Source organism: Sporosarcina jiandibaonis, from assembly GCF_013184495.1.
Lineage (GTDB): Bacteria > Bacillota > Bacilli > Bacillales_A > Planococcaceae > Sporosarcina > Sporosarcina jiandibaonis.
The window spans coordinates 58,815-85,357 of record NZ_JAAOIY010000005.1 but is presented as its reverse complement, the minus strand read 5'-3'; the positions used below and the strand labels follow the sequence as shown (position 1 = coordinate 85,357).

General features: G+C 41.1%; 27 protein-coding genes. 5 read left to right on the top strand and 22 right to left on the bottom strand.

Annotated features, from left to right (window positions below):
• Nucleotides 1–99: 99 nt before the first annotated feature.
• The 12 genes from G8782_RS13305 to G8782_RS13250 form a co-directional block, all read right to left on the bottom strand.
• Complete coding sequence (locus G8782_RS13305; RefSeq protein ID WP_172372036.1) at nucleotides 100–1,203, bottom strand: Ger(x)C family spore germination protein; 1,104 nt, start codon at nucleotides 1,201–1,203, stop codon at nucleotides 100–102.
• Entirely contained in the window at nucleotides 1,200–2,285 is a 1,086-nt protein-coding gene (locus G8782_RS13300; protein ID WP_172372035.1) for a GerAB/ArcD/ProY family transporter, read from the bottom strand. Before G8782_RS13300 ends, G8782_RS13305 begins: the two co-directional genes overlap by 4 nt.
• A gap of 3 nt (nucleotides 2,286–2,288) precedes the next feature.
• Nucleotides 2,289–3,686: a spore germination protein gene (locus tag G8782_RS13295; RefSeq protein WP_343035074.1), complete on the bottom strand. Its 1,398-nt coding sequence runs from the start codon at nucleotides 3,684–3,686 to the stop codon at nucleotides 2,289–2,291.
• Between the two features lie 136 nt (nucleotides 3,687–3,822).
• Entirely contained in the window at nucleotides 3,823–4,749 is a 927-nt protein-coding gene (locus G8782_RS13290; protein WP_172372033.1) for a dipeptidase, read from the bottom strand.
• Nucleotides 4,750–4,751: 2 nt separating this feature from the next.
• The gene (locus G8782_RS13285; RefSeq protein WP_172372031.1) at nucleotides 4,752–5,465 is read right to left on the bottom strand and encodes a gamma-glutamyl-gamma-aminobutyrate hydrolase family protein; all 714 of its coding nucleotides are present in this window, start codon (nucleotides 5,463–5,465) and stop codon (nucleotides 4,752–4,754) included.
• 71 nt (nucleotides 5,466–5,536) lie between these two features.
• Complete coding sequence (locus G8782_RS13280; protein ID WP_246231684.1) at nucleotides 5,537–6,478, bottom strand: MBL fold metallo-hydrolase; 942 nt, start codon at nucleotides 6,476–6,478, stop codon at nucleotides 5,537–5,539.
• Between the two features lie 226 nt (nucleotides 6,479–6,704).
• Nucleotides 6,705–7,685: an alpha/beta hydrolase gene (locus G8782_RS13275; protein ID WP_172372028.1), complete on the bottom strand. Its 981-nt coding sequence runs from the start codon at nucleotides 7,683–7,685 to the stop codon at nucleotides 6,705–6,707.
• A gap of 317 nt (nucleotides 7,686–8,002) precedes the next feature.
• Entirely contained in the window at nucleotides 8,003–8,881 is an 879-nt protein-coding gene (locus G8782_RS13270; RefSeq protein ID WP_172371993.1) for a carbohydrate ABC transporter permease, read from the bottom strand.
• Nucleotides 8,881–9,789, bottom strand: a complete 909-nt coding sequence (locus G8782_RS13265; RefSeq protein ID WP_172371991.1) for a carbohydrate ABC transporter permease — start codon at nucleotides 9,787–9,789, stop codon at nucleotides 8,881–8,883. Before G8782_RS13265 ends, G8782_RS13270 begins: the two co-directional genes overlap by 1 nt.
• 62 nt (nucleotides 9,790–9,851) lie before the next feature.
• The gene (locus G8782_RS13260) at nucleotides 9,852–11,165 is read right to left on the bottom strand and encodes an ABC transporter substrate-binding protein (RefSeq protein WP_172371989.1); all 1,314 of its coding nucleotides are present in this window, start codon (nucleotides 11,163–11,165) and stop codon (nucleotides 9,852–9,854) included.
• Nucleotides 11,166–11,336: 171 nt separating this feature from the next.
• Entirely contained in the window at nucleotides 11,337–12,665 is a 1,329-nt protein-coding gene (gene argH, locus G8782_RS13255) for an argininosuccinate lyase (RefSeq protein ID WP_172371987.1), read from the bottom strand.
• Nucleotides 12,666–14,189, bottom strand: coding sequence for a Na+/H+ antiporter NhaC family protein (locus G8782_RS13250; protein ID WP_172371985.1), 1,524 nt, complete (start codon nucleotides 14,187–14,189; stop codon nucleotides 12,666–12,668). It lies immediately after the preceding gene.
• A gap of 209 nt (nucleotides 14,190–14,398) precedes the next feature.
• Here G8782_RS13250 and G8782_RS13245 point away from each other — a divergent pair, with 209 nt between their 5' ends.
• Nucleotides 14,399–14,998 carry a branched-chain amino acid aminotransferase gene (locus G8782_RS13245; RefSeq protein ID WP_246231683.1) on the top strand — a complete coding sequence of 200 codons (600 nt, stop codon included), beginning with the start codon at nucleotides 14,399–14,401 and terminating at the stop codon, nucleotides 14,996–14,998.
• Nucleotides 14,995–15,936, top strand: a complete 942-nt coding sequence (locus G8782_RS13240; RefSeq protein WP_172371983.1) for a TRM11 family SAM-dependent methyltransferase — start codon at nucleotides 14,995–14,997, stop codon at nucleotides 15,934–15,936. The genes G8782_RS13245 and G8782_RS13240 overlap by 4 nt, the downstream gene beginning before the upstream one ends.
• Nucleotides 15,937–16,139: 203 nt before the next feature.
• Here the strand turns inward: G8782_RS13240 and G8782_RS13235 are convergent, their stop codons facing one another.
• The 7 genes from G8782_RS13235 to G8782_RS13205 form a co-directional block, all read right to left on the bottom strand.
• On the bottom strand, nucleotides 16,140–16,463 hold the full coding sequence (locus G8782_RS13235) for an ArsR/SmtB family transcription factor (RefSeq protein WP_172371981.1): 324 nt from the start codon (nucleotides 16,461–16,463) through the stop codon (nucleotides 16,140–16,142).
• Nucleotides 16,464–16,886 carry an SRPBCC family protein gene (locus G8782_RS13230; protein WP_172371979.1) on the bottom strand — a complete coding sequence of 141 codons (423 nt, stop codon included), beginning with the start codon at nucleotides 16,884–16,886 and terminating at the stop codon, nucleotides 16,464–16,466.
• Between the two features lie 83 nt (nucleotides 16,887–16,969).
• Nucleotides 16,970–17,359, bottom strand: coding sequence for a GNAT family N-acetyltransferase (locus G8782_RS13225; protein WP_172371978.1), 390 nt, complete (start codon nucleotides 17,357–17,359; stop codon nucleotides 16,970–16,972).
• A gap of 27 nt (nucleotides 17,360–17,386) precedes the next feature.
• Nucleotides 17,387–17,713 (bottom strand): DUF3221 domain-containing protein, encoded by a 327-nt coding sequence (locus G8782_RS13220; RefSeq protein WP_172371976.1) that lies wholly within the window; start codon nucleotides 17,711–17,713, stop codon nucleotides 17,387–17,389.
• Between the two features lie 68 nt (nucleotides 17,714–17,781).
• Complete coding sequence (locus tag G8782_RS13215) at nucleotides 17,782–19,170, bottom strand: leucyl aminopeptidase family protein (RefSeq protein WP_172371974.1); 1,389 nt, start codon at nucleotides 19,168–19,170, stop codon at nucleotides 17,782–17,784.
• A 159-nt stretch (nucleotides 19,171–19,329) separates the two neighbouring features.
• A complete protein-coding gene (locus tag G8782_RS13210; RefSeq protein WP_172371972.1) occupies nucleotides 19,330–20,304 on the bottom strand; it encodes a proline dehydrogenase family protein in 975 nt (324 codons plus the stop codon).
• A 138-nt stretch (nucleotides 20,305–20,442) separates the two neighbouring features.
• Nucleotides 20,443–20,967, bottom strand: a complete 525-nt coding sequence (locus tag G8782_RS13205) for a helix-turn-helix domain-containing protein (RefSeq protein ID WP_172371970.1) — start codon at nucleotides 20,965–20,967, stop codon at nucleotides 20,443–20,445.
• Nucleotides 20,968–21,089: 122 nt separating this feature from the next.
• Here G8782_RS13205 and G8782_RS13200 point away from each other — a divergent pair, with 122 nt between their 5' ends.
• The 3 genes from G8782_RS13200 (at nucleotide 21,090) to G8782_RS13190 (ending at nucleotide 24,842) form a co-directional block, all read left to right on the top strand.
• Nucleotides 21,090–22,367, top strand: coding sequence for an MFS transporter (locus G8782_RS13200; protein ID WP_172371968.1), 1,278 nt, complete (start codon nucleotides 21,090–21,092; stop codon nucleotides 22,365–22,367).
• A 19-nt stretch (nucleotides 22,368–22,386) separates the two neighbouring features.
• Nucleotides 22,387–23,376, top strand: coding sequence for an ornithine cyclodeaminase family protein (locus tag G8782_RS13195; RefSeq protein ID WP_172371966.1), 990 nt, complete (start codon nucleotides 22,387–22,389; stop codon nucleotides 23,374–23,376).
• Nucleotides 23,377–23,555: 179 nt separating this feature from the next.
• Nucleotides 23,556–24,842, top strand: a complete 1,287-nt coding sequence (locus G8782_RS13190) for an outer membrane protein assembly factor BamB family protein (RefSeq protein WP_246231697.1) — start codon at nucleotides 23,556–23,558, stop codon at nucleotides 24,840–24,842.
• Nucleotides 24,843–24,910: 68 nt separating this feature from the next.
• Here the strand turns inward: G8782_RS13190 and G8782_RS13185 are convergent, their stop codons facing one another.
• The 3 genes from G8782_RS13185 to G8782_RS13175 form a co-directional block, all read right to left on the bottom strand.
• Entirely contained in the window at nucleotides 24,911–25,069 is a 159-nt protein-coding gene (locus G8782_RS13185; RefSeq protein WP_172371962.1) for a hypothetical protein, read from the bottom strand.
• Between the two features lie 325 nt (nucleotides 25,070–25,394).
• On the bottom strand, nucleotides 25,395–25,706 hold the full coding sequence (locus tag G8782_RS13180; protein WP_172371960.1) for a hypothetical protein: 312 nt from the start codon (nucleotides 25,704–25,706) through the stop codon (nucleotides 25,395–25,397).
• A gap of 185 nt (nucleotides 25,707–25,891) precedes the next feature.
• On the bottom strand, nucleotides 25,892–26,407 hold the full coding sequence (locus G8782_RS13175) for a hypothetical protein (RefSeq protein WP_172371958.1): 516 nt from the start codon (nucleotides 26,405–26,407) through the stop codon (nucleotides 25,892–25,894).
• Nucleotides 26,408–26,543 lie beyond the last annotated feature (136 nt).

Genomic DNA, 26,543 nt, shown 5'->3' with positions numbered 1-26,543 from the left:
TAGCGGAATAGGTGCGGATATGTTGCTCCAAATGGCGGATATCCGCGCCAAACATACGGATATCCGGATCCAACGTCCCCTAATTAATTCACACCTCTTTCACCGCAACGTTCCCGTATTCAAAACTTTCATTTCCACTTTAACTTTATAATCTAACGACGCGATTACTTTCTTAGTCAAATCTTCTGTCCACTTTCCTTTATGCTGCATTCTGAAATATTCACTTAGGCCTGCCGGGTCCAATTCCAACTTTTGAAGCTTTTCAAGAATTTCCTTAATCTCTCTTTCAAGGTGTTTGTTAATTTCTTTTTCTAACTTCTCATACTCGTCTACCTTGCTCAAATCCCGATTCCCTTTATATTCAACTAGCACGGCTCTTATTTTAAGGTCAATATTTAATTTCGGGAAATCAATATTCTTATTTCCCTTTATATTAACATCGCTCTCTATTTGCTCTAAGAAAAGATGTTTATCCGTTTCATTGTCTTTGAATTTAATGTCGATTGGCGACAGCTTTTTAAGTCCCACCAACGCCTGTATTAATAACGATTGTTCAGTTGAGATTGTATCCACCAATTTTTCACTATCAAATAAAGCAACCTTTGTAACTTCGAGCGAACCTTCCTTCTTCTCTAAATATGGAACCATCGTATGATAAACCGGATCCGTTTGGGTATTCATATAATCATGTATCGATGTAAACGGGCTAAATGAAGTATGAAGCTTCGGCTCGAACAATTCATTCAAATATGCATCCATATGTTGGTTTTCCGGATAATCTGCTTTCAGAACATCCTCAACCTTATCTTTGACAATGACGATGCGAACTTTGTTGCCTACTGTGGGATTCCGATAAAAATGCTCGATTATTTCAGTTACTTTTCCATTTTTCGCGAACTCTTCGCTGAATAAGAGCGTACGCAGTTGATTTATAACAATCATTTTATCTGTTTTTGAAGATAGCTTAACAAGTCCTTCTGATACCATTTCCGTGTTGACCGAATAAGACTCGGTAAGTTCTGGGGATTCCCCCGCAGGTTGAGGAATCCCGACTGTCATCCTCATTTCTTTATCATTCACTAAGTCAAATCCGATACTACTGACGAGCGACAATTCTTCTACGGACGTGCGTTGTCCAGTTTCAGTACATCCAGCTGTCAAAGTAATCCCCACAATGAAAAATAGCAAAATAAGTTTCTTCATTCCAATCCCTCGTTCTTTTTTGGTTTAATCATGTGGATTAAACACAACAGTATGGGCCAAAGAAATAATGCGTACATCAAATAAAATACGCGTTCAAACAAGATCCTCTGAAATGCTTCCATATACGGAAATTTAACCAGTATGAAGACAAACACGGCCACAAAATATAAGTGCGTCTTTTTCGGTGAGGAACGAATGGAGTCTATTCCCTTCTTTGCCGCCCACAAATAGGCGGCAGTTGTTGATAAAATTAGAAATACCCACATCGTTATGCCTAGCACGTCGAGTCTTTCAAGATAAGATAGCTGACCTTCTTTAAATAAATTTAAAACCGGGTACAATACATTCTTAAGTTGCCATTCCGAAAAAAACATAACACTTACAAACGTGAAAAAAAAGATGAATAATATGCTTAACCATAATCCAAAGGATGCGTGTTTTAAAGCTTTTTTCTGGTTGATAATATACGGAAAATAAAATGAGATTAATTCAAAGCCGCCGATGGCCATTAACCCTTTTTTCGAAGCAGTGAAAAATTGTTTAGCCGTGAAATTGAAAATCGGCATCGTATGACGGATATCGCCATCGGCAATACCCCAATTCAAAAAGTAAAGAAGCCCTAACGTCATGAAAAAACTCATGATACAAAACCTTGCGATTGATTTAATCCCGCCGTGAACGATATAAATCGTCATCAATAATAAAATAATCAAGGGAGCTGTAATTTCTCGATCTACAAGCGCGACGACTTGAATTAATTGTAAAAAGCTTGAAGATACAGCAGATAACACAACGATGAAATAGATAAGAAGAATTGCATTGATCGTTTTTCCTGCCCATTTACCGAAAAGCTTTTCATGGATGACGAATAAAGTATCATTTCGATATTTTAGTCCGAGCCAAATCATCGGTATGAGTAACAGGTTTGCGACAACGCCAAATAACAAAGGCATCCACCATTGGCTATAGCCCATGGAACTTAATCGATGTGGCAGCGATAAAACCGTGGTTCCTATGATTACATTTTGAATGAGAAATACGACATGATAGCGATTTAATACTTTTAATTTATTGTCATCCATCATTCATTCCTCCTTGTCTACAGGAGGTCTTTTTTTAGTTTGCGCTCTTGCAATTCCAGGTTTATATTTTAAAAATTTGGTCGGCATTCGAACAACCGAGTCAAAAAGGTCTGTCCATTTTCTTGGTATTAAAGGTGTCATGTAAGGCGTGTTTAATGAAGTTAGGCTCAGTAAATGGTGAAACAGCCATGCGAATGCAAGCATTTGGCCATAAAGCCCGAACAAGCCTGCTGAGAATATGAAAAAGTACCGAACGAAGCGACTCGTGTTACTCATGATAAAGTTTGGAGGCAAAAAGGATAAAAGCGCCGAAACAGCGACGATAACGATTAGCGTATTACTAACGAGACTCGCTTCAACCGCGGCGGTTCCAATAACGATACCGCCAACAATACCAATCGTTTGCCCAATCTTTGTCGGCATTCGCGAACCGGCTTCTCTTAATATCTCAATAACAAGTTCCATGAATAATACTTCCATAAATGGTGAAAATGGAACCTTTCCTCGCGATTCCTGGAGATTCAGCAGGACATCGAACGGCAACATTTCAGGGTGATAAGTCAAAACTGAAATATATGTCGGCGTTAATATGATCGTCAAGAAAAATCCAAAAAAACGAAGAGAACGAAGAAGTGATGCCGTTGTCCACCGATTGTAATAATCCTCTGGCGAAATAAATAACTCGAAAAATGAAATTGGACAAATTATGATTCCATTACTATTCTCCATTGCAACGACAATACGCCCGTCCAATAGGCCTGACACTGCGATATCCGGTCTTACCGTTTCATGGTATTGCGGAAACGGGGAAAACGGATGTTCATCCAGTAACTGCTGCAAAATAGAAATATCGTTAAAACCGGGATGATCTATTTTTTCAATTTTTTTAATGACTATGTCCAGATTTTCTTCATTTACAATGTTTTCCATATATAAAACAGAAACTTTCGTATTGGTTTCAGGCCCGACAACGAAATTTTTGATTTTTAAATTGGGGTTTTGAATTCTTCTCTTTAATAGTGATAAATTTGTTTCAAGTGATTCAGTTAATGCATTTTGCGGTCCAATGACGCTAGACTCGGTATCAGTTTCAGCTATTGCAGCAGTTGGCGCGCTAAATGTTTTTATACTTAAGTAAAGGTCTTCTATGTGAAAATATAAAATTGTGTTCCCTTCTGTAACTGAGGAAATAATGTTTGCAAGATCGCTTGCTTCAATAACTTCAGCTGTCTGCAATACATTTGCTTTTGATTGCAATAAAGGCGCGATGACTGTCTGGTGCAGTACTTTATTGTCAATTAGCGAACTGAAATAAATCAGTGTGATTCGTTCTTTATCGACATATATATCCTTAAATACGGCATCCTCAATTCCATCTAATTTTGTTTTGAGCGCTTCGATTGGAATGCCTCCTCTTGCAACTAGTTATGGGGTTATTATTCCCTTGTAGGAGAGGGTTTATTCAAGAGAGGGAAAAGGCCATTTATAAATTAAAACTGCGGGAGAAATCATTTTACTGATTGCTCCCGCAGTTTTTTCATTTCGGACGATGGTCTAGGAAGTTGTGATAGGCAAATCCTTTTACTTCGTCTTCGCTATAATGTTTTAGAAGTTCGTTTATCAAATTGGGGTGCATGGAGGCATCTTCCAGATTGATGATTTTGGCATCGATGCCGTCGAAGTCGGAGCCTAATCCGATTTGTTTCATCCCGCCTAACGAACAGAAATGATCAATATGTTTAATAAGATCGGAAATCGTCACTTCCCCTTTTTCTTTCACAAATTCAGGACAATAAACGACGTGGATTAGTCCATTTTTATCAAACATGGCCTTGGCCTGTTCGTCCGATAGATTTCGCACATGATCGCACAGGGCTCTTGCGTTCGAGTGGCTAGCAATCGGGTAAGTCGCTTCGTCCATGACATCCCAAAATGCTTTTTCGCATAAATGGGAGACATCGGTCAGGATTTTATGACGGTTATTGAATTGGACGATTTCTCTTCCGAATGCGGTCAGCCCAGCGCCACGTTTTTCCCCTGCCCCGTCCGCAGCTAAGTTCGCGTTATTCCATGTAAGTCCGATTGAACGAACGCCTAATTCGTAAAGAATGCTCAATTTTTGCAGGTCATTGCCGATGGCGTCCACGCCTTCTAGTGTTAAAAAGGCGCCAATTTCTCCGGTTTTCAGCTGATCAAAATCGCTCCAATCCTTAATTTGCTTCATATTCGGATTGTTTGCGAGCACATCTGTGTAAAAATAATGAATCTGATCTAAAGCGGCTTGGAATTTCTCGTCCGATTTCATGTCCGGTTCGATGAAAATCGCAAACGCTTGAACACGAACACCGCCTTTTTTCATCTTTTCATAATTCGTATCGAGTTCGGGCGAATCTTTGAATTTCAATTTTCCATTAGTCTCGTAAAGTCTTAAAAGAACGTCGCAATGTAAATCGATGATATCCATTTTCAGGACCTGCCTTCTTTGCATTTTCCTATGAATTTATTGAAAAGTCCAAGTGATACAGCATCCCCGTTTTCCGCTAATGCTTCCGGATGCCACTGCACGCCGAGTACGAAGTGATGCGCCGTGCTTTCTACGGCTTCTATGATTCCATCGCTAGCTGTTCCGCTGATCATGAGCGGTTTTGGCACATCTTTTACTGCTTGATGATGGAAAGAGTTCACTTTGATTTTGGGAGTTTCCGTTATTGATTCGAGAATGGACTCTTTTTCGACTTGAACGAAATGAGAACGATGGCTTCTCGGCGCTTTTTGCGAATGTTGTAAAATCGTGTTTGAGCTTTGCGAATGAATATCTTGAATAATCGCTCCGCCCAGTGCAACGTTTAAAATTTGATGGCCCCTGCAAATGCCTAAAATCGGTTTATTGACCCGGAGAAATTCATTCACTAGTTCGATTTCAAGCGTGTCGCGAGTTGGCGTAACTTCACCAAGCAACGCATGAGGTTCTTCATCGAATAAATTCGGGTCGATGTCCCCGCCGCCAGTGAGTAGTAATCCGTCGAGCATTTGGGCTACTTGCTTGACGTCTGTTTCGATACCAATCGGTAAAATGAGCGGCAATCCTCCTGCCCGTATGATTGCAGTTACATAATTAGTGTTCAATTGATGCTTTTTTACGCTTTCAATACCTGTCGTAATGCCGATAACTGGTTTCATTAACTATATTCCCCCTATTGTTTCGGAAAAATTCAGTGGCTAAAACAATGCCTATGGCCCATCATCACTATTTACTTTATCGTGTAATGCCAAACTCCATTTTGCAATTCTCTTTGACAATTTCCTTTATGTCTCAAATATTCAAGATGCGCTAATGTTTCGCCCACAGCAAAACGTATTTCGTGTACGGTTAATTCAAATTGGAAAAGGCGATTGAAAACCTCATAGACCGTAGCTCCATTGCCGATTGCTTTCATTGTTTCAGCCAATCGGTTATCATGGTGTTTTTTTATTTCATCAATTCGGTTATTCGCTCCGTGAAATGGTTTACCGTGGGAAGGCACGACAAAGTCGATATCAAGTTTTTTTATTTTTTCTAATGAAGTGAGATAGGATTCCAGCGGGTTATCATTGCCATGGAACCAGTATGAAATATTCGGCGTAATTCTCGGCAAGATATGATCGGCCGAAAGAAGTGTGCTTTTTTCCGCATTGTAAAAACAAACCATGCCATCTGAATGACCCGGCGCAAAGATGACTTCATATTCAAAACGGCCAATGGGAACTTTTTCGCCTTCGATAAAATAATGGTCGACTTTCGGATGCGGCGTAACGAGCGGTATGAATTCAACGGTGTTCTGCACCATCTGCGCGCCGATTTCTTCTGGAATTCCCGATGCTCTATAATGGCTATGTATACTTCCAAGAAATTCATCGGTCCATGCATTGAACCCGGCATCCGCATCGATTTTTGACATCGATACCCACGCGCCAGTTTTTTGTTGAAGCGTCCCCGAATGCCCAAAATGATCTGGATGATAATGCGTTAAATAGAGGTCAGTGACATTCTTCCCTTGAAGCAATTCGTCCCATAATTTAGTTGTATATGAATTATTCAATCCCGAATCAATAACCGTCCACCCGTTTTCACCTTCCGCCATGAAACAATTGACATGATTCAAGCGAAACGGCAACTCTACTCTGATCGACGTAATCCCTAACTCGTTAAGCAATTGAACTCCCCCTTTGATGATGAACATTCCTATGATACTATCATACATGTTTTTGGAGTTTTTTGTGAAGTGTGAATTTGGAGAGGTTGGAAGAACGTTGCATACTTTCTTAAAAACGTTACTTACTCTTGCGGAAACGTTTCCTACTTCAAGCAAAACGTTGCAATTAATTAACAAAAAAGCTGTGCACTATTGAATTTAAAAATTCAATAACACACAGCCATCCTCACTTTCCGGCAACTAAATTGAGATAATTGCTTAGGAAATGTTGGACTTTATTTTTATACTCGGCTTTCTGCATAGCAAAAGATTCGCCGTGATTCGCTCCGTCGACTAGATAAAGTTCTGTATCGCTGGAGGTTTGCTGATACATATTCTCTGTTATTTCCATCGGAATGAATGTATCGGCTTTACCGTGAATAAACAAGATGGGGACATTTGTTTTCTCTACTTGTTTTAATGCGCTCGCTTCCTTGAACAAGTAACCGGCGCGAATTTTTGTTAATAAACTCGTGCTATCCAATAAAGGAAATGCGGGCAGGTGAAACATGCGATCCATTTGATAGGCAAATAATTGGTAAACCGACCCATATGGACTGTCAGCTACGATGGCCTTGACTTGACGCGGCAGCTCTTCTTCCCCGCTAGCCATTAGAACTGTTGCAGCGCCCATCGATAATCCGTGATAAACGACTTCGGTGTCTGGACCAAGCTTCTTCACTAGAATATCTGTCCAATCAATCAAATCTAATCGATCTGGCCAACCGAACCCGTAATAATCACCATCACTCTTGCCGTGTCCTCTTGCATCGGGCATGAAAATATTGAATCCTAATTCGTCATGGTAATACTGACCGAAAAGTCCCATCTGTTTCGCATTCCCTAAATAACCATGCGTCAAAATGACAAGCTTATTCGTCGGCATAGAAGCGCCTAAATAGTATCCGGATAGTTGCATACCGTCACGGGAAACTAAATTCATCGGCTCGAATTTTTGGTTAGCTACCCAATCTTTCCATTGCCCTTTCACATATAACTCCATTGTTTCTGCAGAGACTTCCAAATCTGCATTCTTCTGCAAGTATTCTTTCTCTCCCCGTTTGATTGCTAACTCATAAAAAAAGAAACTACCTGCAATTTGTATCACAAGAAAAACGACCGGGACCAGCAGCAAAATCATTTTCCATTTTATTTTAATCGTTCTCATTCCCTCACTAGTAGACTATGTCTTTACGTTCATCATGCATCTTCTATTATACTACAAAAGCCATAGAAAATGATTGCTATTTTTTGAGAAACAGCTTAATAGTGAGTTCGATTGGATTAGAGAGGAGTTCGTGACGAATTTCGCAGATTCCCGGTGCGATGGAAAGGACTTCGATTGGCCTAGAGGGGGACTCCAAATATGGCGAGGACATCATAGCCGATTGCGCGCACTTCGTGAGCGTTTGCTTCAAAAAAAGATGCATACAGAATCATTCTCCATAATGAAAACGATTGCAGTATACATCCTATATTTAAAACTCATTTATTCCCCGACTGTAAATTAATCCCTTGTATGAAGTATTTCTGGAAAAAGAAGAATAGCAGAATGACGGGCAGGAGGACTAGTAATGATCCGGCCATTAAATAGTTCCACTGCGTATTCATCTCTCCTTTGAATACTTGTAGACCCAGTTGTAGTGTATATAAACTTTCATCATTCAAGTAAAGGAGCGGCCCGAGGAAGTCGTTCCATGCTCCGTTAAAAGAGAATACAGCGACTGTCGCCATTGCCGGCTTCGTTAAAGGTATGCCTATTTTCCACCATATATAAAAATGGCTTGCCCCCTCCATCTTTGCCGCTTCTATCAATTCATTCGGAATCGTCAAGTAAAATTGGCGCAGCAGGAAGATGAAAAAGGCGCTGCCGAAAAAGGACGGCACGACGAGCGGATAATAGGTATTGATCCATTGAAGTTTCGCAAACAAGACATATTGCGGGATGAGCGTCACGAATCCAGGAATCATCATCGTCGAAAGCACAAGCCCAAAGAGAATCGTCTTTCCTCTAAATGGGATTTTCGCGAATCCATAGGCAATGAATGAATTGACCAAAACACTTCCGAATACAACAATGACGGTAATAGTGACCGTATTCACCGTATATAAATCGAACGGCGCAGCCTGCCACGTCTTGACAAAGTTATCCCACTTCCATTCGGAAGGGAAAAAAGATGGCGGATAGGTCATCACTTCTTGCATCGTTTTCAGAGCTGTCGAGAGCATCCACCAAAGCGGCGATAAGATCAGAAGACTACCGGCTGCAAGGAGAATGAAATTGATCAAGGTAAATATTCTACGTCTATTATAGACACTATCCAAATATTTCTTTTTTTCGTGATGCACATTCGTATTCCTCATCAGTTATCCTCCCCTTCGTAATGAACCCAACGAGGGGCTAGCTTCAAGTTGATGATTGTAATAATAAAGACGATGACAAACAGTATCCATGACATGGCCATCGCGTAACCCATGTCGAATGCTTCGAATGCTTTTTTCCACATGTATAAATTGTAGAACAGCATGGAATTGACCGGTCCGCCTTCCCCATTCGACATGACGTATGCCTCCTGAAATATTTGAAACCCGCCGATCAGGCTTGTAATGATGTCGAAGAAAATTACCGGCGTTATCATCGGTATCGTTATATAGCGGAACTGTTGCCATCGGCCAGCCCCGTCAATTCCAGCGGCATCATAAAGACTTTGCGACACGCCTTGCATGCTGGCCAAATAGAGGAGCATTCCGCCGCCCACTCCCCATAGCTTCATGAAAATGAGTGCGGGTTTTGTCCATGCTGGATCGAATAGCCAGTTAGGTCCTGCAATTCCGAACCATGCCAAAACGGTATTGACCATTCCAGATCCGGGTTCGAGTAGTTGCATCCATAGCAGATAAACGCCTACGCCTGATAGAATCGCGGGCAAATAATATACCGTCCTGAAAAAACGTAAACCGGGCACATCTTGATTCAGAAGAGCTGACAGAAAGATTGCGCCGAGTGTCGTCAGCGGCACTGAAAATAGTACGTAGTAAAATGTATTATAAAGAGATGTCCAAAAAAGTTGGTCGCCCGTAAACAATTGTTCATAGTTCGCGAATCCAATGAAATCCATCTGCGAAGTGATGTCATAATTGGTGAAACTAGCAAAAAATGAAAATAGAAGTGGGCCCGCCGTGAATACGACGAACCCAATGATCCAAGGAAGTATGAATATGTACCCTTGCCTTCCTTCTCTTCGAATATGTAGAGGCTTCTTTTTAGCCAATCAGCTTCCCCCCTTGCTGCGAGGAGAACGTTTTGGTCCTCCTTGCAACATCTTGTTGTCAATTATTTATTTTTTTCTATTAGTTTTTCTACCGCTGCTTGTGCAGCTTTTAACCCTTCTTCTGAAGACTTTTTCCCTAGCAGTACTGCATCTATTTCCGGATTGATGAGGTTAGTGAAGTCGGGTGCATTTACCGGGACCGGAGTCAACAGTGTCTCGTCCATGTTATCGACGGCCATCTGGTACACCATGCGATCGGTTTCCGACATTTCATCACTCTTTGCCGCATTTTCGGCAGCTTCAATATTGGCGACATTATCGAAGTTTTTCACTGCCCAATATTCTTGAGCTTCAGCACCGGTCAAGTATTTAATGAATTCCCAGGCTTCTTCTGCGTTCTTTGAACCTTCAGGAATTTCCGCGACAAATCCGCCGCCCCAACTCGTGTGCCCGCTGCCTTCTGTTCTTTCAGGAAGCTTCGCCACTCCGAAATTCAAATCCGGTGCGTAGTCGCGAATCTGCGTGTAGAAAGTCGGCGTATTAATGAACATGCCAAGTTTCCCGTTGAAGAAAGGATTTCCTTGTTGGCTATCAATCTGTGCTTGATAAGCATTAATCGTGTTTTCGCCGTAAATCTCGCGCCACTTCACCAGCCAGTCGAGCGTATCCCGATTCGCATCCGTATCGATACTGACCTCTCCCTCGCTGTCAAAATAATTAACGCCGTCAGCATTCAGCATCCAGACATCGGATTGAATTCCCCATAGCGGATAAAAGCCGATACGGTCATATGTATTGCCGTCTTTCTTATCTAACTTCGCGGCATATTCTTCTAGTTCTTCCCATGTGGTCGGCGGTTTCTCCGGATCTAAGCCCACTTCTTCGAAAGCGTCTTTATTATAATAGAGGATTCTTGTATCCGTATTAAAAGGGATGCCGTAAGAATCACCTTCGTATAAAGTGGCCTCCCACAACTCAGGATAGAAATCGCCCGAGATATCATCTTTCTCAAGGAACTGGGATAAGTTCATCGCCTGGTTCTTTTTCCCGCGCAAAGCGGTGGCGTTGATATCGTTGATCACTACATCAGGTGGCGAATTAGCTGCAATAGCTGCCAATTCCTTAGTCCAAATATCGCCCCAAGGCACAAATGTATGTGTGACTTCAATCTTGTCTTGGGATTTATTGAAGTCTTCGACAATTTTTTCGACAACAGGACGTCTAATTTCCGACCCCCAAAACGTCCAAAAATCGACTTTCACTTTTTCGTCCCCATCCGATGCTTTCTGATTCACAGCCCCAGTCTTGAAACCTGCGCATCCTGAAAGCAACAGAAAGAGGGCTGCAATTAATAAGATTGCTCGCCTTTTAAACAATTATGTACCCCCTCTAGATAATCGTAATATGTAGAAGTGCTTCGGCCGCAGTTCGACATATCTACATTGCTTTACCCCGATTAAACAACAATAAACATTTTTTATTCTAATAATTCTACGAAAAACAAAAAAGGCCAATCATTAGCTGATTGGCCTCTTTCATCCTAATATTTACTTCAAAACTTCTTTCATCAAGCCTTTATTACCTTTTGTCAATAAATTTTCGTAATCGATATAATCGTAAATATCATCTCCGATTGTGTTGCTGAATTTCGCCAGCTCCACAAGTGTCAAATCCTCGATAGCTTTTCCGTGTTCTTCGCAATAAATAATGAGCTGTCCGACGATCCCATGCGCGTCTCTGAACGGCGTCCCTCGACTCACTAAATAATCGGCGACTTCTGTAGCATTCAAGAAACCCGCTTTAACAGCTTCTTTCATTTTATCGGCGTTGACATGGAGCGTATCAATCATCTTCGACATGATTTCTAAACAATCCATGACGGTATCGAGCGCATCGAAAAATTGCTCTTTGTCTTCTTGCATGTCTTTGTTATATGTGAGCGGCAGTCCTTTTAACGTAGTCAGTAAAGCAAATAGCGACCCGTAAACACGTCCCGTTTTCCCGCGAATTAATTCCGCAGCGTCCGGATTTTTCTTTTGCGGCATGATACTGCTGCCTGTTGAATACGCATCATCCATTTTGATGAACTGGAATTCCTGGCTGCTCCATAAAATGAGTTCTTCGCTTAAGCGGCTTAAGTGCATCATGATGATCGAGAAATCGGACATTAATTCCAATAAATAATCACGGTCGCTGACGCCGTCTAAAAAGTTATCGACAGGTTTCGTGAATCCCAGTAAAGACGTTGTTACATCACGGTCGATATTATGCGTCGTTCCAGCTAAAGCCCCGCATCCAAGCGGATTTTCATCCAGAATCTCGATCGCGTTTTCGATACGTTTTTTATCTCTCGCAAACATTTGCGCATAGGCGCCGAGATGATGGCTGAACGTCACGACCTGAGCCCGTTGCAAATGCGTGTAGCCCGGCATGATGACATTATTATCCGCCGCTTTTTGATTCAGCGACTTAATCAATTGTTGAATGGAATCCATCACGCCGCTTGCTTTGTTTTTCGCGTAAAGTCTCATATCCACCGCGACTTGGTCGTTACGGCTGCGCGCGGTATGAAGTTTTTTGCCTGTTTCGCCGATTCGTTCGGTTAAACTCACTTCGATAAATGAGTGAATATCTTCATAATTGCCTTCGATTTTTAATTCGCCAGATTCTATATCGGCTAAAATTTCTTGAAGTCCATTGATTAGAAGTTCGCCTTCCTCTGGCGTCAATAAATCGCTATGAACGAGCATTGTCACATGTGCCAAGCTTCCTGCGATATCTTCTTGATAGAGTCTTTTGTCGACTGGCAATGATGTATTGAATTGCTCCATGATTTCATGCGCTTTACTAGTAAATCTTCCACCCCAAAGTTTCATTTAAACGCCCACCTCTTTGTTGTATTTCCTTGCATTTAATTTCGATAATATGAAAACTGCAGCAACCAAAATTGCAATTGCTAAGATTAATGTCATGGCACTTCCTGTAATTCCTGCCACGACGTACCCGATAAAAGCGATGATTCCGCTAACCAATGCATATGGAAATTGAGTTTTCACGTGATCGATATGATCCGCTCCCGCTCCTGTTGACGACAAAATTGTTGTATCTGAAATCGGTGAACAGTGATCCCCGAATATCCCGCCGGAAAGCACGGCCCCAATGCAGACTAACAGATGCGCATCGAGTGCAACCGCCATCGGAATCGCGATTGGAAGCATGATGGCGAATGTTCCCCAAGATGAACCTGCGGCTAACGACATTCCTGCCCCGACTGCGAACAAAATCGCTGGTATGATAAATGCCGGCACATTTCCTTTTGTGATTTCAACGATGTATTCGGCCGTGCCCATTTCATTGATGACTTGGCTCAGCGCCCAAGCCAATACGAGTGTAACAGAGACATACACCATTTTCTGCATTCCAGCCGTATACGTATCGAAAATTTCTCCGAACTTCTTCACCTTAAAAATAAGCATGAGGATGACAATTGTAATGGCTGCGAAAAAGTAAGCCGAACTTAACGAGATTCTAAAATCGCTTCCCGCAACAGGTTTCACTGGGAATCCGAAAGAAATGAGCAAGCCGAATAATGTCACGAATAAAACGACAAGCGGCAACCAAATGAGAATCGCATGACTTTCAGTTGTACTTTCAACGTCTTCTTCCGCTCTTCTAAGCGGTTTTGAATCTGGCCAATAGAGAGCGCCGGTCGTTTGAATTCGACGTTCCGCTTTTGCCATCGGACCGAAATCCAATTTTGTAAAAGCAACGAGCGGAACCATTAAGACTACTAAAATCGCGTAAAATTGAAATGGAATCACGCTTACTAACGTACTGAATTCAGACGTCGTGATCTTTAACAAATCAAATTCTTGTTTAATTAACCCCATGATATACACGCCCCATCCAATGAACGGGACAAGCACCGCGACTGGTGAAGACGTCGAATCAATGATCCAAGCAAGTTTCTCACGTGAAATTTTTGCTTTATCGAAAATCTTTTCAAATACAGGTCCAACAATTAGCGGCGTCCCCAAATCTGAGAAGAAAATAATGATTCCGCCAAACCATGCGGCCACTTGAGCTTTGGCGCGCGTATTAATGAAGTTCACAGCTTTCGCAGCTAGTGCCGCCCCGCCGCCCGACTTCTCCATCAGCCCGACAAATCCGCCGATGAAAAAGAGTAAAACTAACACAGCCGCATTATAACTATCGGCAACTTGCGGGAATAAATAACTTCCGATTGTTTCCATCGTCGCTTCCAACGGACGTCCACCAACGAGAATTAACACGCCAACATAAACCCCTGAAAATAACGAAATAATGACGTTTTTAGTGATCATCGCTAAAATGACTGCGATAATCGGCGGTAGTAATGATATCAATCCCATATGTTCCATTTTAAAAATCTCCTTCTCGTGGTGTGAATGATTATGCAATACATTGTATTATAATGAGTTTTGCGAGATTTTGCAATAACTATTTTCATAGTATCCGTAACCTGTAACTGGTAGATTTCGTTATAATAGGAAATAGTAAAAACAATTGTAAGACCGTTCTAGAAAAATTATGATAGGATAGACTACGGAAGAATAAGGAGTGAACCTAGATGATAAAAAAACAATTGGAACTATATATAGCAGAAGCATTACAAAATAACCCAGGAAAGATCGAATTACATAAAGTAGAAAAAGAATATGCAGAAAAACACCAACTCTTGCCGGCAGGTGTCGAAGTCGTTCTCAAAGATGCCGCTTCACTTTTTTCTGATGCCTATTTGGAGCGTTGCGAAAAAGAAACGGTTGCGCTCATCATTGTAGAAACGCCTAAGTTTTTGGAAGAAAAAATCGAACATTTAAAAACGCATATGAGAGAGTTTTTATACGTCGAATCGAAATCATTTGACTTGGTCGGCATCGATGCCATTTCATTGGAAGTGGATGATGTGTTCGAAACTTACACAGCGATGTTCGGATTGAAAATGAAAAAGAAGTATGAAGCACGGGTGAAAGAATATCTTGAGGCTAATTTAACTGGCGAAAGAGGAAAGTATAGTGTGGCTTTCTCTGGAAAAGATGGTTTGTTCGACATCAATTTCGCGGTTGATTATTCGGCTGGATTTAATGAAGAAATGACATTTTTGGAAGCTTATGACCTAATCTACTCATTCGTCTTTTCAATGGTTGCGGAAATCGAGGATGCTGAATGACCACTCCTAAATTCGTTTATACGTATGTACGGCATGGGGATGAATACGACTTATGCCAATTAGAAATGCGTTCTTTTTTTGGATTTGATTCGCAGTCGAATATATTATTGGGCGATGTTGAAATCGATCCAAGCAGGAGTCCGTTCATGAAAGAGCGTCTTGAAGTGTTATACGATGCCGATAGTTGGGAGAGTCTTGTTCAACAAGTTGAGCAACTTGATGTTTCGGGCGGGACTTTCAAAGTTGTTTGCATGAATACGATGGATCTTGATTCGACGAAAAAGATTGAACATGCGGATCGTCGTAAAATCGAGCGTGAAATCGGATTGCAAATAAACGGCGAGCCGGACTTGTTTCATCCAGAGAATGTTTATGGATTTTTGGTTTTGAACGGACATTGGTATTTCGGGAAGTATGTTGAAAGCGAATCAGTGTGGTATCGTCACCAGAAAAAACCGCATAGCTACTCCACTGCACTAAGTACGCGTGTTGCCAGAGCCGTCGCAAATATCGCGGTTCCAAATCCTGAAGGGTTAAAAGCGATTGATCCTTGTTGCGGCATTGGAAATGTGCTCGTCGAGGCACTTTCGATGGGAATTGATATTGTCGGACGGGATATTAACCCGCTCGTTATTGAGCCGGCGAAGGAGAACATTTCACACTTCGGACTTTCTGGAGAAGTGGAACACGGAGCAATTGCGGATGTTTCGGAAACGTATGATGTCGCCATTATCGATATGCCGTATAACATTTTTTCGGAAGCGACACCTGAAGACCAACTCGATATTTTGCGTCAGGCTCGGCGGATTGCTCATAGAGTTATCGTCGTGACGATTGATACGATTGATCATATGATAGAGGAAGTCGGTTTTACGATTTCAGACCGCTGTGAAGCGAAAAAAGGATTGTTTGTGAGGCAAGTGCTTGTTTGTGAATGAATTGTTGGACCGCGTTGGTTGACAGCGCGGTTTTTTTGTTGGGTTTGGTCGGATTGGAGTGTGGTTTAGTCGTTTGCGTCGACGCTTTGGTCGTTTCGCAACCGCTTTAGTCGTTTGAACCGGCACTTTAGTCGTTTCGAGGCCGGCTTTAGTCGTTTGCATTAAAATTCAAATATAAAAAACCACCCTCAATTAGTTGGCTTTCATTCATCCTCTTCAACATTAAATTTAAGCTTCTCCAGTTTATCATCCCAATATTGTTCGTAGAATTCTAGCCATTGTTTTAGTGATTGCAATGGCTTTACTTCCAATCGATACAACTTTTCTCTGCCTGCTTTTTGTGAACCGACCAGTCCTGCTGATTCCAGTATGCCCAGGTGTTTTGTGACCGCTGTTCGGCTCATTGTAAAATGGCTGCTCAATGTTGCAATCGACAATTGTTCTTTGGCGAGTAGTTCAAGAAGTTTGCGCCGAGTTGGATCTGCGATTGCTTGAAAAACATCGTATTTTTGAGGATCTTCCGCCATTTATGCTTCAACTACTGTTTTCAGTTTTTTAACGAGTCCATCCCATCCGCCGGACATGCGTGCGCGGACTTCTGTATGTGATTGACCGAATTCGGTTTGTTTGTTTTCATCCCAACCTGCATGAATGAGTGTCAATTCTGTTTGCCCTTCATCTACTTCTTTTAATTCAAACGTGATGAGCCATTGTTCTCCCCATTCAAAAGATAAACGGTTTGGTGAGCTAACTTCTGTCACTTTGCATGCGGAATTTCCCCAAGGGCCGGCTTGTAAAATAAATTCTTTTCCTTCTATCGGCTCCATATCATTGGGCATAAACCATGCGCCAATTCCTTCAGCCGTGGCGACATAATCCCAGACTTTTTCGATAGGCGCATTGATCACTACTTTCTTAACTACTTCAGCAAATTGTTCGTTGTTAGACATGTCTATTCCTCCTTGGAATTAAATAAAACCATTTGGTTGCATATTAATTATATACAACCAAATGGTTTCATGTCAATGTTTATTCATGTTTGCCAAACCCCGCCCGGGCTTGGTGAAAATCCGCAGACTTCATAGAAATTAGCATTTTCTTCATCGAAGGTGACTGTCACTATTCCCAATCCAAATCGTTCAGCTTCTTGGATTAATGCTTTTACTAATTGAACGCCAATTCCCTTATTTTGATAATCGGGATGGACCATGATATCTTCCATGTAACCATGTTCCAAGGCCATTCCCGCGATGTAGCCGAACGCGATCAATTTATCATGTTCATCACGAACACCAGCCCAAAAATTGCAACGTTCGAATATTGCCGGAAAATCCTTATCCCGTCTTCCCCATCCTACTAATTCCCTTATATCTGGAACTTCATGATTTTCGATGGGCATATTGATGACTACCTCAAATTTCATTAAACACATTCCCCGTTCTTTACAATATTATTCTATTATTTCCACACGATGCGCCCTAGTCTGACCGGGATTTGATTCCCGAAGATGATCAAACCAAACTCTTACCCTTTCATTCCTTTTCACCGACTTCATGCTTTTCTTATCATTTTCGTCGTACATTGTAACAATGATTTTCCCGTTAGTCATGTCATCCACCATCGTGAAAGAGTTAATACGTTTTGAAACGACTTCGCCTTCTATGAACTTGTTTTCACTATAGGCTGCATAATCTGGAGTTTCTTGCTCTGTTGGAGTTGGATTCCCTGCGCATCCTGTTAGAAAAATGAGTAGTAAAATCACAATAAACATTCTCATTGCAAGTCCCCCCTTTTCATTCATCTAACAAAAAAGTGCTCAGCGGTTAAAACCGAGCACTTTCATAATTATTTAGAAACAAATGTCGTAAAGTCAGCTAATAGTCTTGCACCATAACCCGTTGCAGACTTTGCATAGTAGCCGGATGCTTTAGTTTTGTCCATGACGCCTGCCATATCGACATGCAGCCATTTGCTTTCTTTTGGCACGAAGCGGCGCAGGAAAAGACCCGCTGTAATTGAACCTGCTACGTTTAATGAACTGATGTTGTTCATGTCCGCGTAATCGCTATCTAGCGAGCTGTCATACGCTTCGACTAATGGCATCGGCCAGATGAAATCGCCGTTTTTATCGCCGATTTTTTTCATCTCAGCTGATAGTTCTGCGTCGCCGAAGACACCGCCCAATTCGGTTCCAAGTGCATTAACAACTGCGCCTGTAAGTGTCGCAATGTTGACGATATACTCCGCTTTTAATTCGCCTGCACGAATCAAGGCATCTGCTAAGATGAGACGACCTTCTGCGTCGGTGTTCCCGACTTGAACTGTCAAACCGTTTTTGTATTTGATGACTTCGCCTGGAAGAACTGAAGTATTGTCCGGCATGTTTTCAACCATGGGAATTAACACAACGACGTTCGCTTTCGCTTTTGTATTCGCGAGTAACGTCATTGCGCCCGCAACTGCTGCAGCGCCGCCCATATCCATGCGCATATCGCTCAAGTCTTTACCGCTCTTCAAGCTAATGCCGCCTGTATCGAAAGTGACGCCTTTTCCGACCAGTGCAACGAGCGGTTTCGATTCGTCACCTTTGTATACGAGTTCAACGAATGCTGGTTTATATGTACTTCCTCGACCGACTGTCAGTACACCGTTCATTTCCATTTCTTCGAGTTTTTCTTTATCCAACACGTTCACTTCAACGTTTGTGCCTTCGAATTGCTTTTTCAATACTTCCGGGAATGTTTCCGGATTTAAGACGTTTGAAACTTCATGCATAAGATCGCGTGAGAAAGCTGTTGCCTCTGCGCGAATTTTTCCTGTAGTAACGGCTGATTGTGCTTGCTCGTCCCCTTCAACTTCTAGCGCTGTACGGAATGGCGTAGCGCTTGGCTTGTACGTAACAAACTGATAAGCGCCGAGTTCCCACCCTTCGACAAAAGCTGTAAGAACATCTTCTTTATCCAATTCTGCAAAGCCGGTTTTAATATCTTCGGCTGTTGCGAAAGCAGTTTCTACTTTCCGGCTGCCTAAGTCACGTGCAATATTTCCTGCAGTTGCACGAACCTTCTCTAAGCTGACTGGCGTTTTTTCATCATTTTTAACGACAACATAATGTTCATCATTAAGTAAAACGGAACAATGTCCAGCAGGACTGTTTTTCACGAAATTTTTTACTGTTCCATTTTCAGCAATCACTGAATTGCTTTCAAAAATAACTTTCACTTCGTTTGACATCAATAAATTCCCCCATTTTCTTGTTGACAAAGCCTATCTGAAAATTGCCTATAGTTATTATACCATTAGCTGGGAGTTTCTTCTATTGGCTTTTTATCAGATAAATAAAAACTGTCCAATCAAAGCGTATATCACACCTAATTAGACAGTTTTCTTAACTTATTTTCTTTTTGTCAGTCTTCCTACTAAAAATGCACCTGCGGCAAGACCAATCATTGTGTTCGTTTTTTTCGTGAATACTTGCTTCACAACGAGATTCAAGTTTTGTGGGCGTTCTGCCAGTCGTCTCATGAAGTAGCCGTACCAATCATCTCCGAATGGCACATATACGCAGAAGTTATAGCCTTCCCGGGCCAACTCCTGTTGCATATCGGTTCTGAATCCATAAAGCATTTGGAATTCAAATTTATCGTTTGGAATGTTATTGTCTTTAACAAATTGTTTTACATGATTAATGACGTGATGATCATGCGTTGCAATGGATGTGAATTTGCCATTCAATAAATGCCACTCGATTAACTCAATGTAATTCTCATCGATAACGGCTTTTTCTTGATAAGCTATTTCTGCTGGCTCTTTATAAGCGCCTTTTACGATCCGCAAGCGGAAATCTTTATACTTTTTAATATCTTCTTTTGCTCTGAAGAAATAGGCTTGAATAACTGTTCCAATATTATTAAAGTCCTTTGACAACGTTTCCAAAATATCAAAAGAAGGTTGAAGGCGTTCGTGATCTTCCATGTCAAAGTTTACGAAAATAGAGTAGCTATTCGCTTTCTCAACAATTTCCCTTAAGTTTTCATAACAAAAATCATAGTCTATATCCAGACCTAGTTGTGATGGTTTCAAAGAAATATGTGCATCCACTTCATGTGTATGAATGGCTTCAATTACTTCTAGGATACTTTCTTTCGCTTTAATTGCCTCGTCTTTTTCATAGACGAATTCGCCTAAATTATCGACCGTACAAGAAATTCCTTGCGCGTTCAGTTTTTTAATACTTTCAATTGTTTCTGCCACATTCGTTCCGGCGACAACGTTCTGTGCACCTAATTTTAGTCCATATTTTTTAGCAGCGCTGTTCAAAAGCTGATTTTGGGATAACCCCATAAAGAAATCTCTGACTAAAGCCATTGTCATACCCCTTACTCTATAAGTACTTATAATTTAAACATTTTCCTACACTTAATAATATAGGTTCGAAACGATATTTCAAACATTTTTGTTGAAATTAGTCGAAATCAGTTAACTATGAAAATTAGCTAGTTCTTATCAATCATATGAAACACATAGAAATCGAACATCTTCATTTGTGTAGTTATACCAATAATGGGGTTCCATCGAATCGAACATAATTGATTCGCCAGGATTAAGCGTATGTAACTCGTCATTGATTTGCACGATCAGTTGTCCTTCAAGCATGTAGATGAATTCTTGCCCCGTGTGCGTCATCAAACTTTCTTCGCTTTGCCCGGGTTTCATTACGATTAACAAAGGGGAAAATGCAGGCTGAGCAACATCACCACTTAAATCTTGATAATAAAATTGATTCTCTGATAAACGCATCGTTATGGAATCATTATGATTGGAATTCTCTTGCTTAAAAAAATAACTTGGGTTCACTCCGAGAGCCAGTGAAATTTTTTTGAGTGATTTCAGAGTTGCCGATGATTTACCCCGTTCTAATTGAGATAAAAAACTAATTGATAGATCGGTTTCCTCAGACAAATTTTTTAACGTCATCTTTTTTTGCTGTCGAATTTCTTTAATCGAACAACCCAAGTTTTTCTTTTGCAATAAATTCTCCCCCTAGAAATACCTATTGACAGAATATTATAGTATCACTATGATGAAATTAGTTCAAATTGAAGTACTACTTCAATTACTCAAAAAGCGTTTCATTCAAAGGGGGAAATTATATGGATCAGAAAAAAATGAATCGAGTACTTGTCGCAAGTCTTGTCGGTAGCTCAATCGAATGGTTCGACTACTTTTTGTATGGAACTGTTGCCGCACTCGTTTTCAACCAACTTTTCTTCGTCACAGACGATCCGGCAATCGGCACGATACTCGCGTTTGCTTCATTTGCATTAGCATTTTTCATCCGTCCATTTGGGGGAATCATCTTCAGTCATATCGGAGATAGAATTGGCCGGAAGAAAACATTGGTCCTCACGCTCAGTCTTATGGGAGTCGCTACGTTTGGAATGGGATTACTCCCTACTTATCAAGCAATCGGTATTTGGGCACCGATTCTGTTAATCACGTTGCGCTTAATCCAAGGAATTGGGCTTGGCGGGGAATGGGGCGGCGCGTTATTATTGGCTGTTGAATATGCGCCTGATGAAAAACGTGGACTTTACGGTAGTATTCCGCAAATGGGCGTTACAATCGGGATGCTTCTCGGAACGATTGCACTTTCAATTATGACGCTTCTGCCTGAAGGATCGTTCATGACTTGGGGATGGCGTGTTCCGTTTATATTAAGTGCATTATTAGTTGTATTTGGACTGTGGGTTCGGAAAGGAATTGACGAAACGCCGTCCTTCAAAAATGTTCAGGAAAGAGGAGAAATACCAAAAATCCCTCTAATCACGACGTTAAAAACACATTGGCGCGAAGTACTGATCGCCATCGGTGCTAAAGTTGTCGAAACAGCACCGTTCTATATTTTCAGTACGTTTGTCGTTTCCTACGCAACAACGAATTTAGGATTCTCCCGTACTGCAACATTGAATTCTGTAATGGTCGGAACCATTGTTACAACGATATTAATCCCGATTATGGGAGCCTTGTCGGACCGTGTCGGAAGAAAACCATTGTATCTTTATGGAACAATCGCAATGGCACTTTACGCGTTCCCGTACTTTTGGTTGGTGAATCAAGAAAGCGTTGTGCTTCTTGTCATTGCAACTGTGTTAGGTCTCGGTATCATTTGGGCGCCGATCACTGCAGTTCTTGGTACCATGTTCTCGGAAATCTTCTCGGCAGAAGTTCGGTATACGGGTATTTCACTTGGCTACCAAATTGGTGCGGCTCTCGCCGGCGGAACAGCGCCTTTGGTCGCCGCCTCGTTGTTATTAAAATTCAATAATTCGTATATACCGGTTGCCTTATACATTATTTTCACAGCGATCGTATCACTTCTCGCAATTTGGGTCGTTAAAGATCGCCGCGGACAAAAATTAGATGCTTAATTAGCAAAGGATGAACTCAATGCTTTTATTGAATGAAAAAGAAATACAAACAAACTATGGGATGAAAGAAGCTTTACGTGATGTCGAAAAAGTTCTTCATGCGAAAGCGGGCGAAAAAGTTGAAAACCCGCCGCGAACTGTTTTGGAGTTCCCAGAACATGAAGCCTCTTCCCTGTACATGCCAAGCGCGGATTTAGTGGATGAAATCGCAACGATGAAAGCGGTAACGATTTTCCCGAATAATCCTGCTGTTGGAAAACCTACTACACAAGGCGTTGTCCTCGTGACGGATGCACAAAATGGTGAACATCTTGCGTTAATGAATGCTTCTTATTTAACGCGTTTGCGTACAGGTGCACTAAGCGGATTGGCGACAGCTAGACTTTCTCGTGTTGATTCTTCAGTTCTAACGGTCATCGGAACGGGCGGAATGGCATTCGAACAAGTTCTTGGCGTGCTTGAAGTTCGTGATATCAAGGAAATTCTGCTTGTGAATCCGACTGAAGAAAAAGCTGTTAAATTCGGTGAAAAACTTCGTGATTTTGGAATTAAAGATGATATCTTGATTTCGATTGAACGTGATGTCGCAGTCGCTGTTAAACGTGCTGATATTATTTGTTGCAGCACGAGATCTTCTGAACCTGTTTTTAATGGAAACGATGTTAAACCTGGTACCCATGTAAACGGCGTCGGATCGTATTTGCCTCATATGAGAGAAGTCGATTTCGAATTCCTACAACGCGCTAGTAAAATTGTCGTCGATGATTTACATGGCGTGACGGAAGAAGCTGGCGAATTAATCCACGCAGCAAAACAGCCTGATTGGTCATTCGATGACATTCACGGCGAGTTGACGGACCTGATAACCGGTGCTGTGGATTCTCGTACGGATGATGAAGAAATTACTTTCTTTAAATCCGTCGGCGCTGCTTATTTTGATTTGGCGGTTGCTAAAGGGGTTTATCGGAAAGCGAATAACGAAGAGATTGGGATACGATTTGATATTTGAATTGATGAAATGACGCCATTTTAAATGGTGTCATTTTTTATTGCCGGCCCCTCCCTAGACCTAGGTACCTACACCTCCAATTAATCCATAAGCCCTATCGATATAATATTCAGTATATTATAGAGTAAAGGGTAATGATGAAATAATTGAAAAGATTAGGAGATGTTGCTTTGCGAAAAATGATCATTTCTATCTTTAGTTTTACAATGCTCCTCATGTTGGGATTGGCTGGATGCAGCAATGATTCGGATAAGTCTTCCGATTCAAAGGAACAAGTCAGTGATAAGAAAGGCACGGACAAAGGAAAATCTTCTGATAAAGAAATTCCGGTTACGAATATCTTAGATTGGGAATCAACCGATTTTGAAGATTCCAATCATGAAATCATTGAATTCGAAAAAGTACTTGTTGTGGAACATCCGCATGAATCTTTTGCCCATAATGGCACATTCATCGTAAGGGGAAATTCCTCTAGTTATTTTTACGATTATCCAAACGGAATCATGAGTCCATACGACTCAATGGATCCAGGAGATTCACGATTAAGTGTGGATATGTACTCAGGCACCTATCTATTTGAGGATCATTATTATCTGGTAGAGCTTGATCGAAACGCCCGCGCATCCTATGTGACAGAAGTAAATCTTGAAACTGGAGAGGTGAAACGACTTTTCCAAGTGAATAGTGCAGTGACAATCAGTAAAAAAGGCGACATACTATACGTTTCCGGCAATGAAACACTTATTGCTTTCGATACAACGAAAGAAGAACAACTATGGGAAGTCGATTTAGATTCAGACGTCAATTTTACTGAAAGTGCTGTGACTGACCAATTGATTGTTTTACTCGGTGATGAAGGGTTAGCTGCATACAGCCAGGCTGATGGGACAAAACAGTATGAGGTTGAGGGCTTTTTCCACAAGCTCGTCGCGGACGGCGATACGTTCTATGCATTAAAAGAAAACGATGAAACAATTAAAGATTTTAGCGAGATGATTGTAGATGTGCTAAAATTCGATGGAATGAGCGAAGAGGGTGAACTTTTCTTCAGCACGCCCGTCATTGAAGATCCTTCAGATCCTACAGATTTACTGACAGATGTTAAAGGTGACAACCTTTACATTAAAAGTAATGTTGGTGTGTTAGCATACGATAAAAACAGCGGCGAACATCTCTGGACATTGGCCATAGCCGATCAATTGTATGAAGATTATAGTCCCTCCGATTTTTCATATGATTTAATGACGGATTATAGTGAAGATGCTGTATATATTCGCGCAACGAAATGGGAGCATGGCGCAGAAGAAACACTGTTTATAGTGGTGGATCCTAAGACAGGTGAAATGAAAGAAAACCTAAGAATTGACGAAGGAGTAACCATCGGGCCGAATTTTGATGGGGAGAATGCTGTGATTTTCAAAAAAGTACCAAACGAATATCCTAAAATGTATATTGTGAAAGAATAGTAATTTCGGAAAAAGCCTGTTTCGTTCAATGAACCAAACAGGCTTTTTAATTCGTTTATCTGCTATTTTCATATCTCGTCAATAATAACCACGCAAAGCGTTGCAAGAGGACCTAATAGTAGTGATATTAAAAACCAGTTCAACCCGCTCCTATTTTTCCCTTGTGCAAGACCTGCGTTAATTAATGCAAGTGTTCCCCATCCTACGAAATAACTTCCTTCATTCATGTTATACCACTCCTTACGGCCGCATTATTCTGCAGCTAGTCAGCTTTTGAACAAAAAAAGACCGTCTTATAAACAATCTCTGGTAATCTACAAAAGTGTCGGATTGTTTAAGATTTCCTTTCCAACACCCACATCTTTGATAAATCTTGATAACCCAATGTCAGATTTAAGAGATGCCCAATCTGACTAGAAGCATGTACGGTTTGAACAGCGCCTTCCTGCTTGGCATCGATAAGCATTTTTCGGCAAAGTACTTTTCCTTAAAGCCTCCTCGCCTTAAGGCAGTCTTTCCAATAATCGCGCCCGATAGCTGAACAAAGAATTATTACTGTCCTATTATGCTTCTCAATTCATTAGTTTGCTCTTTAGAAAGGGCAAAGTAACTATTTGAACCTTCATTATATAAAATTGAACTACCGTCGTCCTGATACAAAACATACAACCACAATTCAGAAATACCTTCCTTGGGTCTATCAAGCGAAAAAAAGGTTTCTGGTTCACTATCTAATTCTATCGGCTCTTCAATCTCCCTAGCTTTTCTAATGATCGCCCTCAAAGCTTCTATTGATTTCGAGTCCTTAATCTCCTTATCAATATTTATTCCTTCAGTTCCATTCTCATTAAAAGGAGTGCCCACCCGAATCACTTCAGATGCTGAACAACCTGAAAATATCACTGGCAAGATTAAGATCAATACAATCCAGATAAACTTTTTAATTTAAATTATCTCCCTTCTCAAATCTACGGTCGATAAATCGAACTGATCATACTCTTTCGTTCCCCTCCTTATTTGACAGTTCACGATTCTATATCCCCTTTTTATTATATGTTCTTCAACACTTCTAACGATTTCAATACATGAGTCAGCAAATCTGCAATATCCGTCATATGCTTCTCGTTTATTTTAGAATTGAAAGTCATGACTATGCTGTTAAGGTAACCAGACGCTTGTTGTCCATGTACGAAACTCAGTGTTTGGGTTAGGTGAATGTCCGTTTCCCAAATGGTGTTTAGGGTATTTTCAATCTGCTGGCACTCGATAGCAGGGTTTTGAACAGTTTTGATAAAGCGCACGGATAGGGTGCTGCCTAGATTTTCTCCGGGCACCTCTAATATTTCTCCTGCCAACTCTTTGACAGATGCTTGTAGTACAATTTCAGCTGTTACGTCTGGTTGATTGACGAGCGTAAATCGAATCGCAAATTCTCGAGAAAGAATGGCAAAGTCCATGCGATCTACCCGATTGATAATCGTTATTTTTTCATCTATATTATCTAAATCATAAATATGGTTTTCAAACGCTACTTTTAAATTCTCAAATATTGTTGGATCATACAAATTAATACCTCCTGACGGCGTTCCTTCGATTACGTCCCCCAAAAGCGCCCTATAACGGATATTATAGTACTCATCTGTTCAACTAATACCCATAGGTTGATTGAATAACCTTCTGACAAATACTTATTCAGCTATC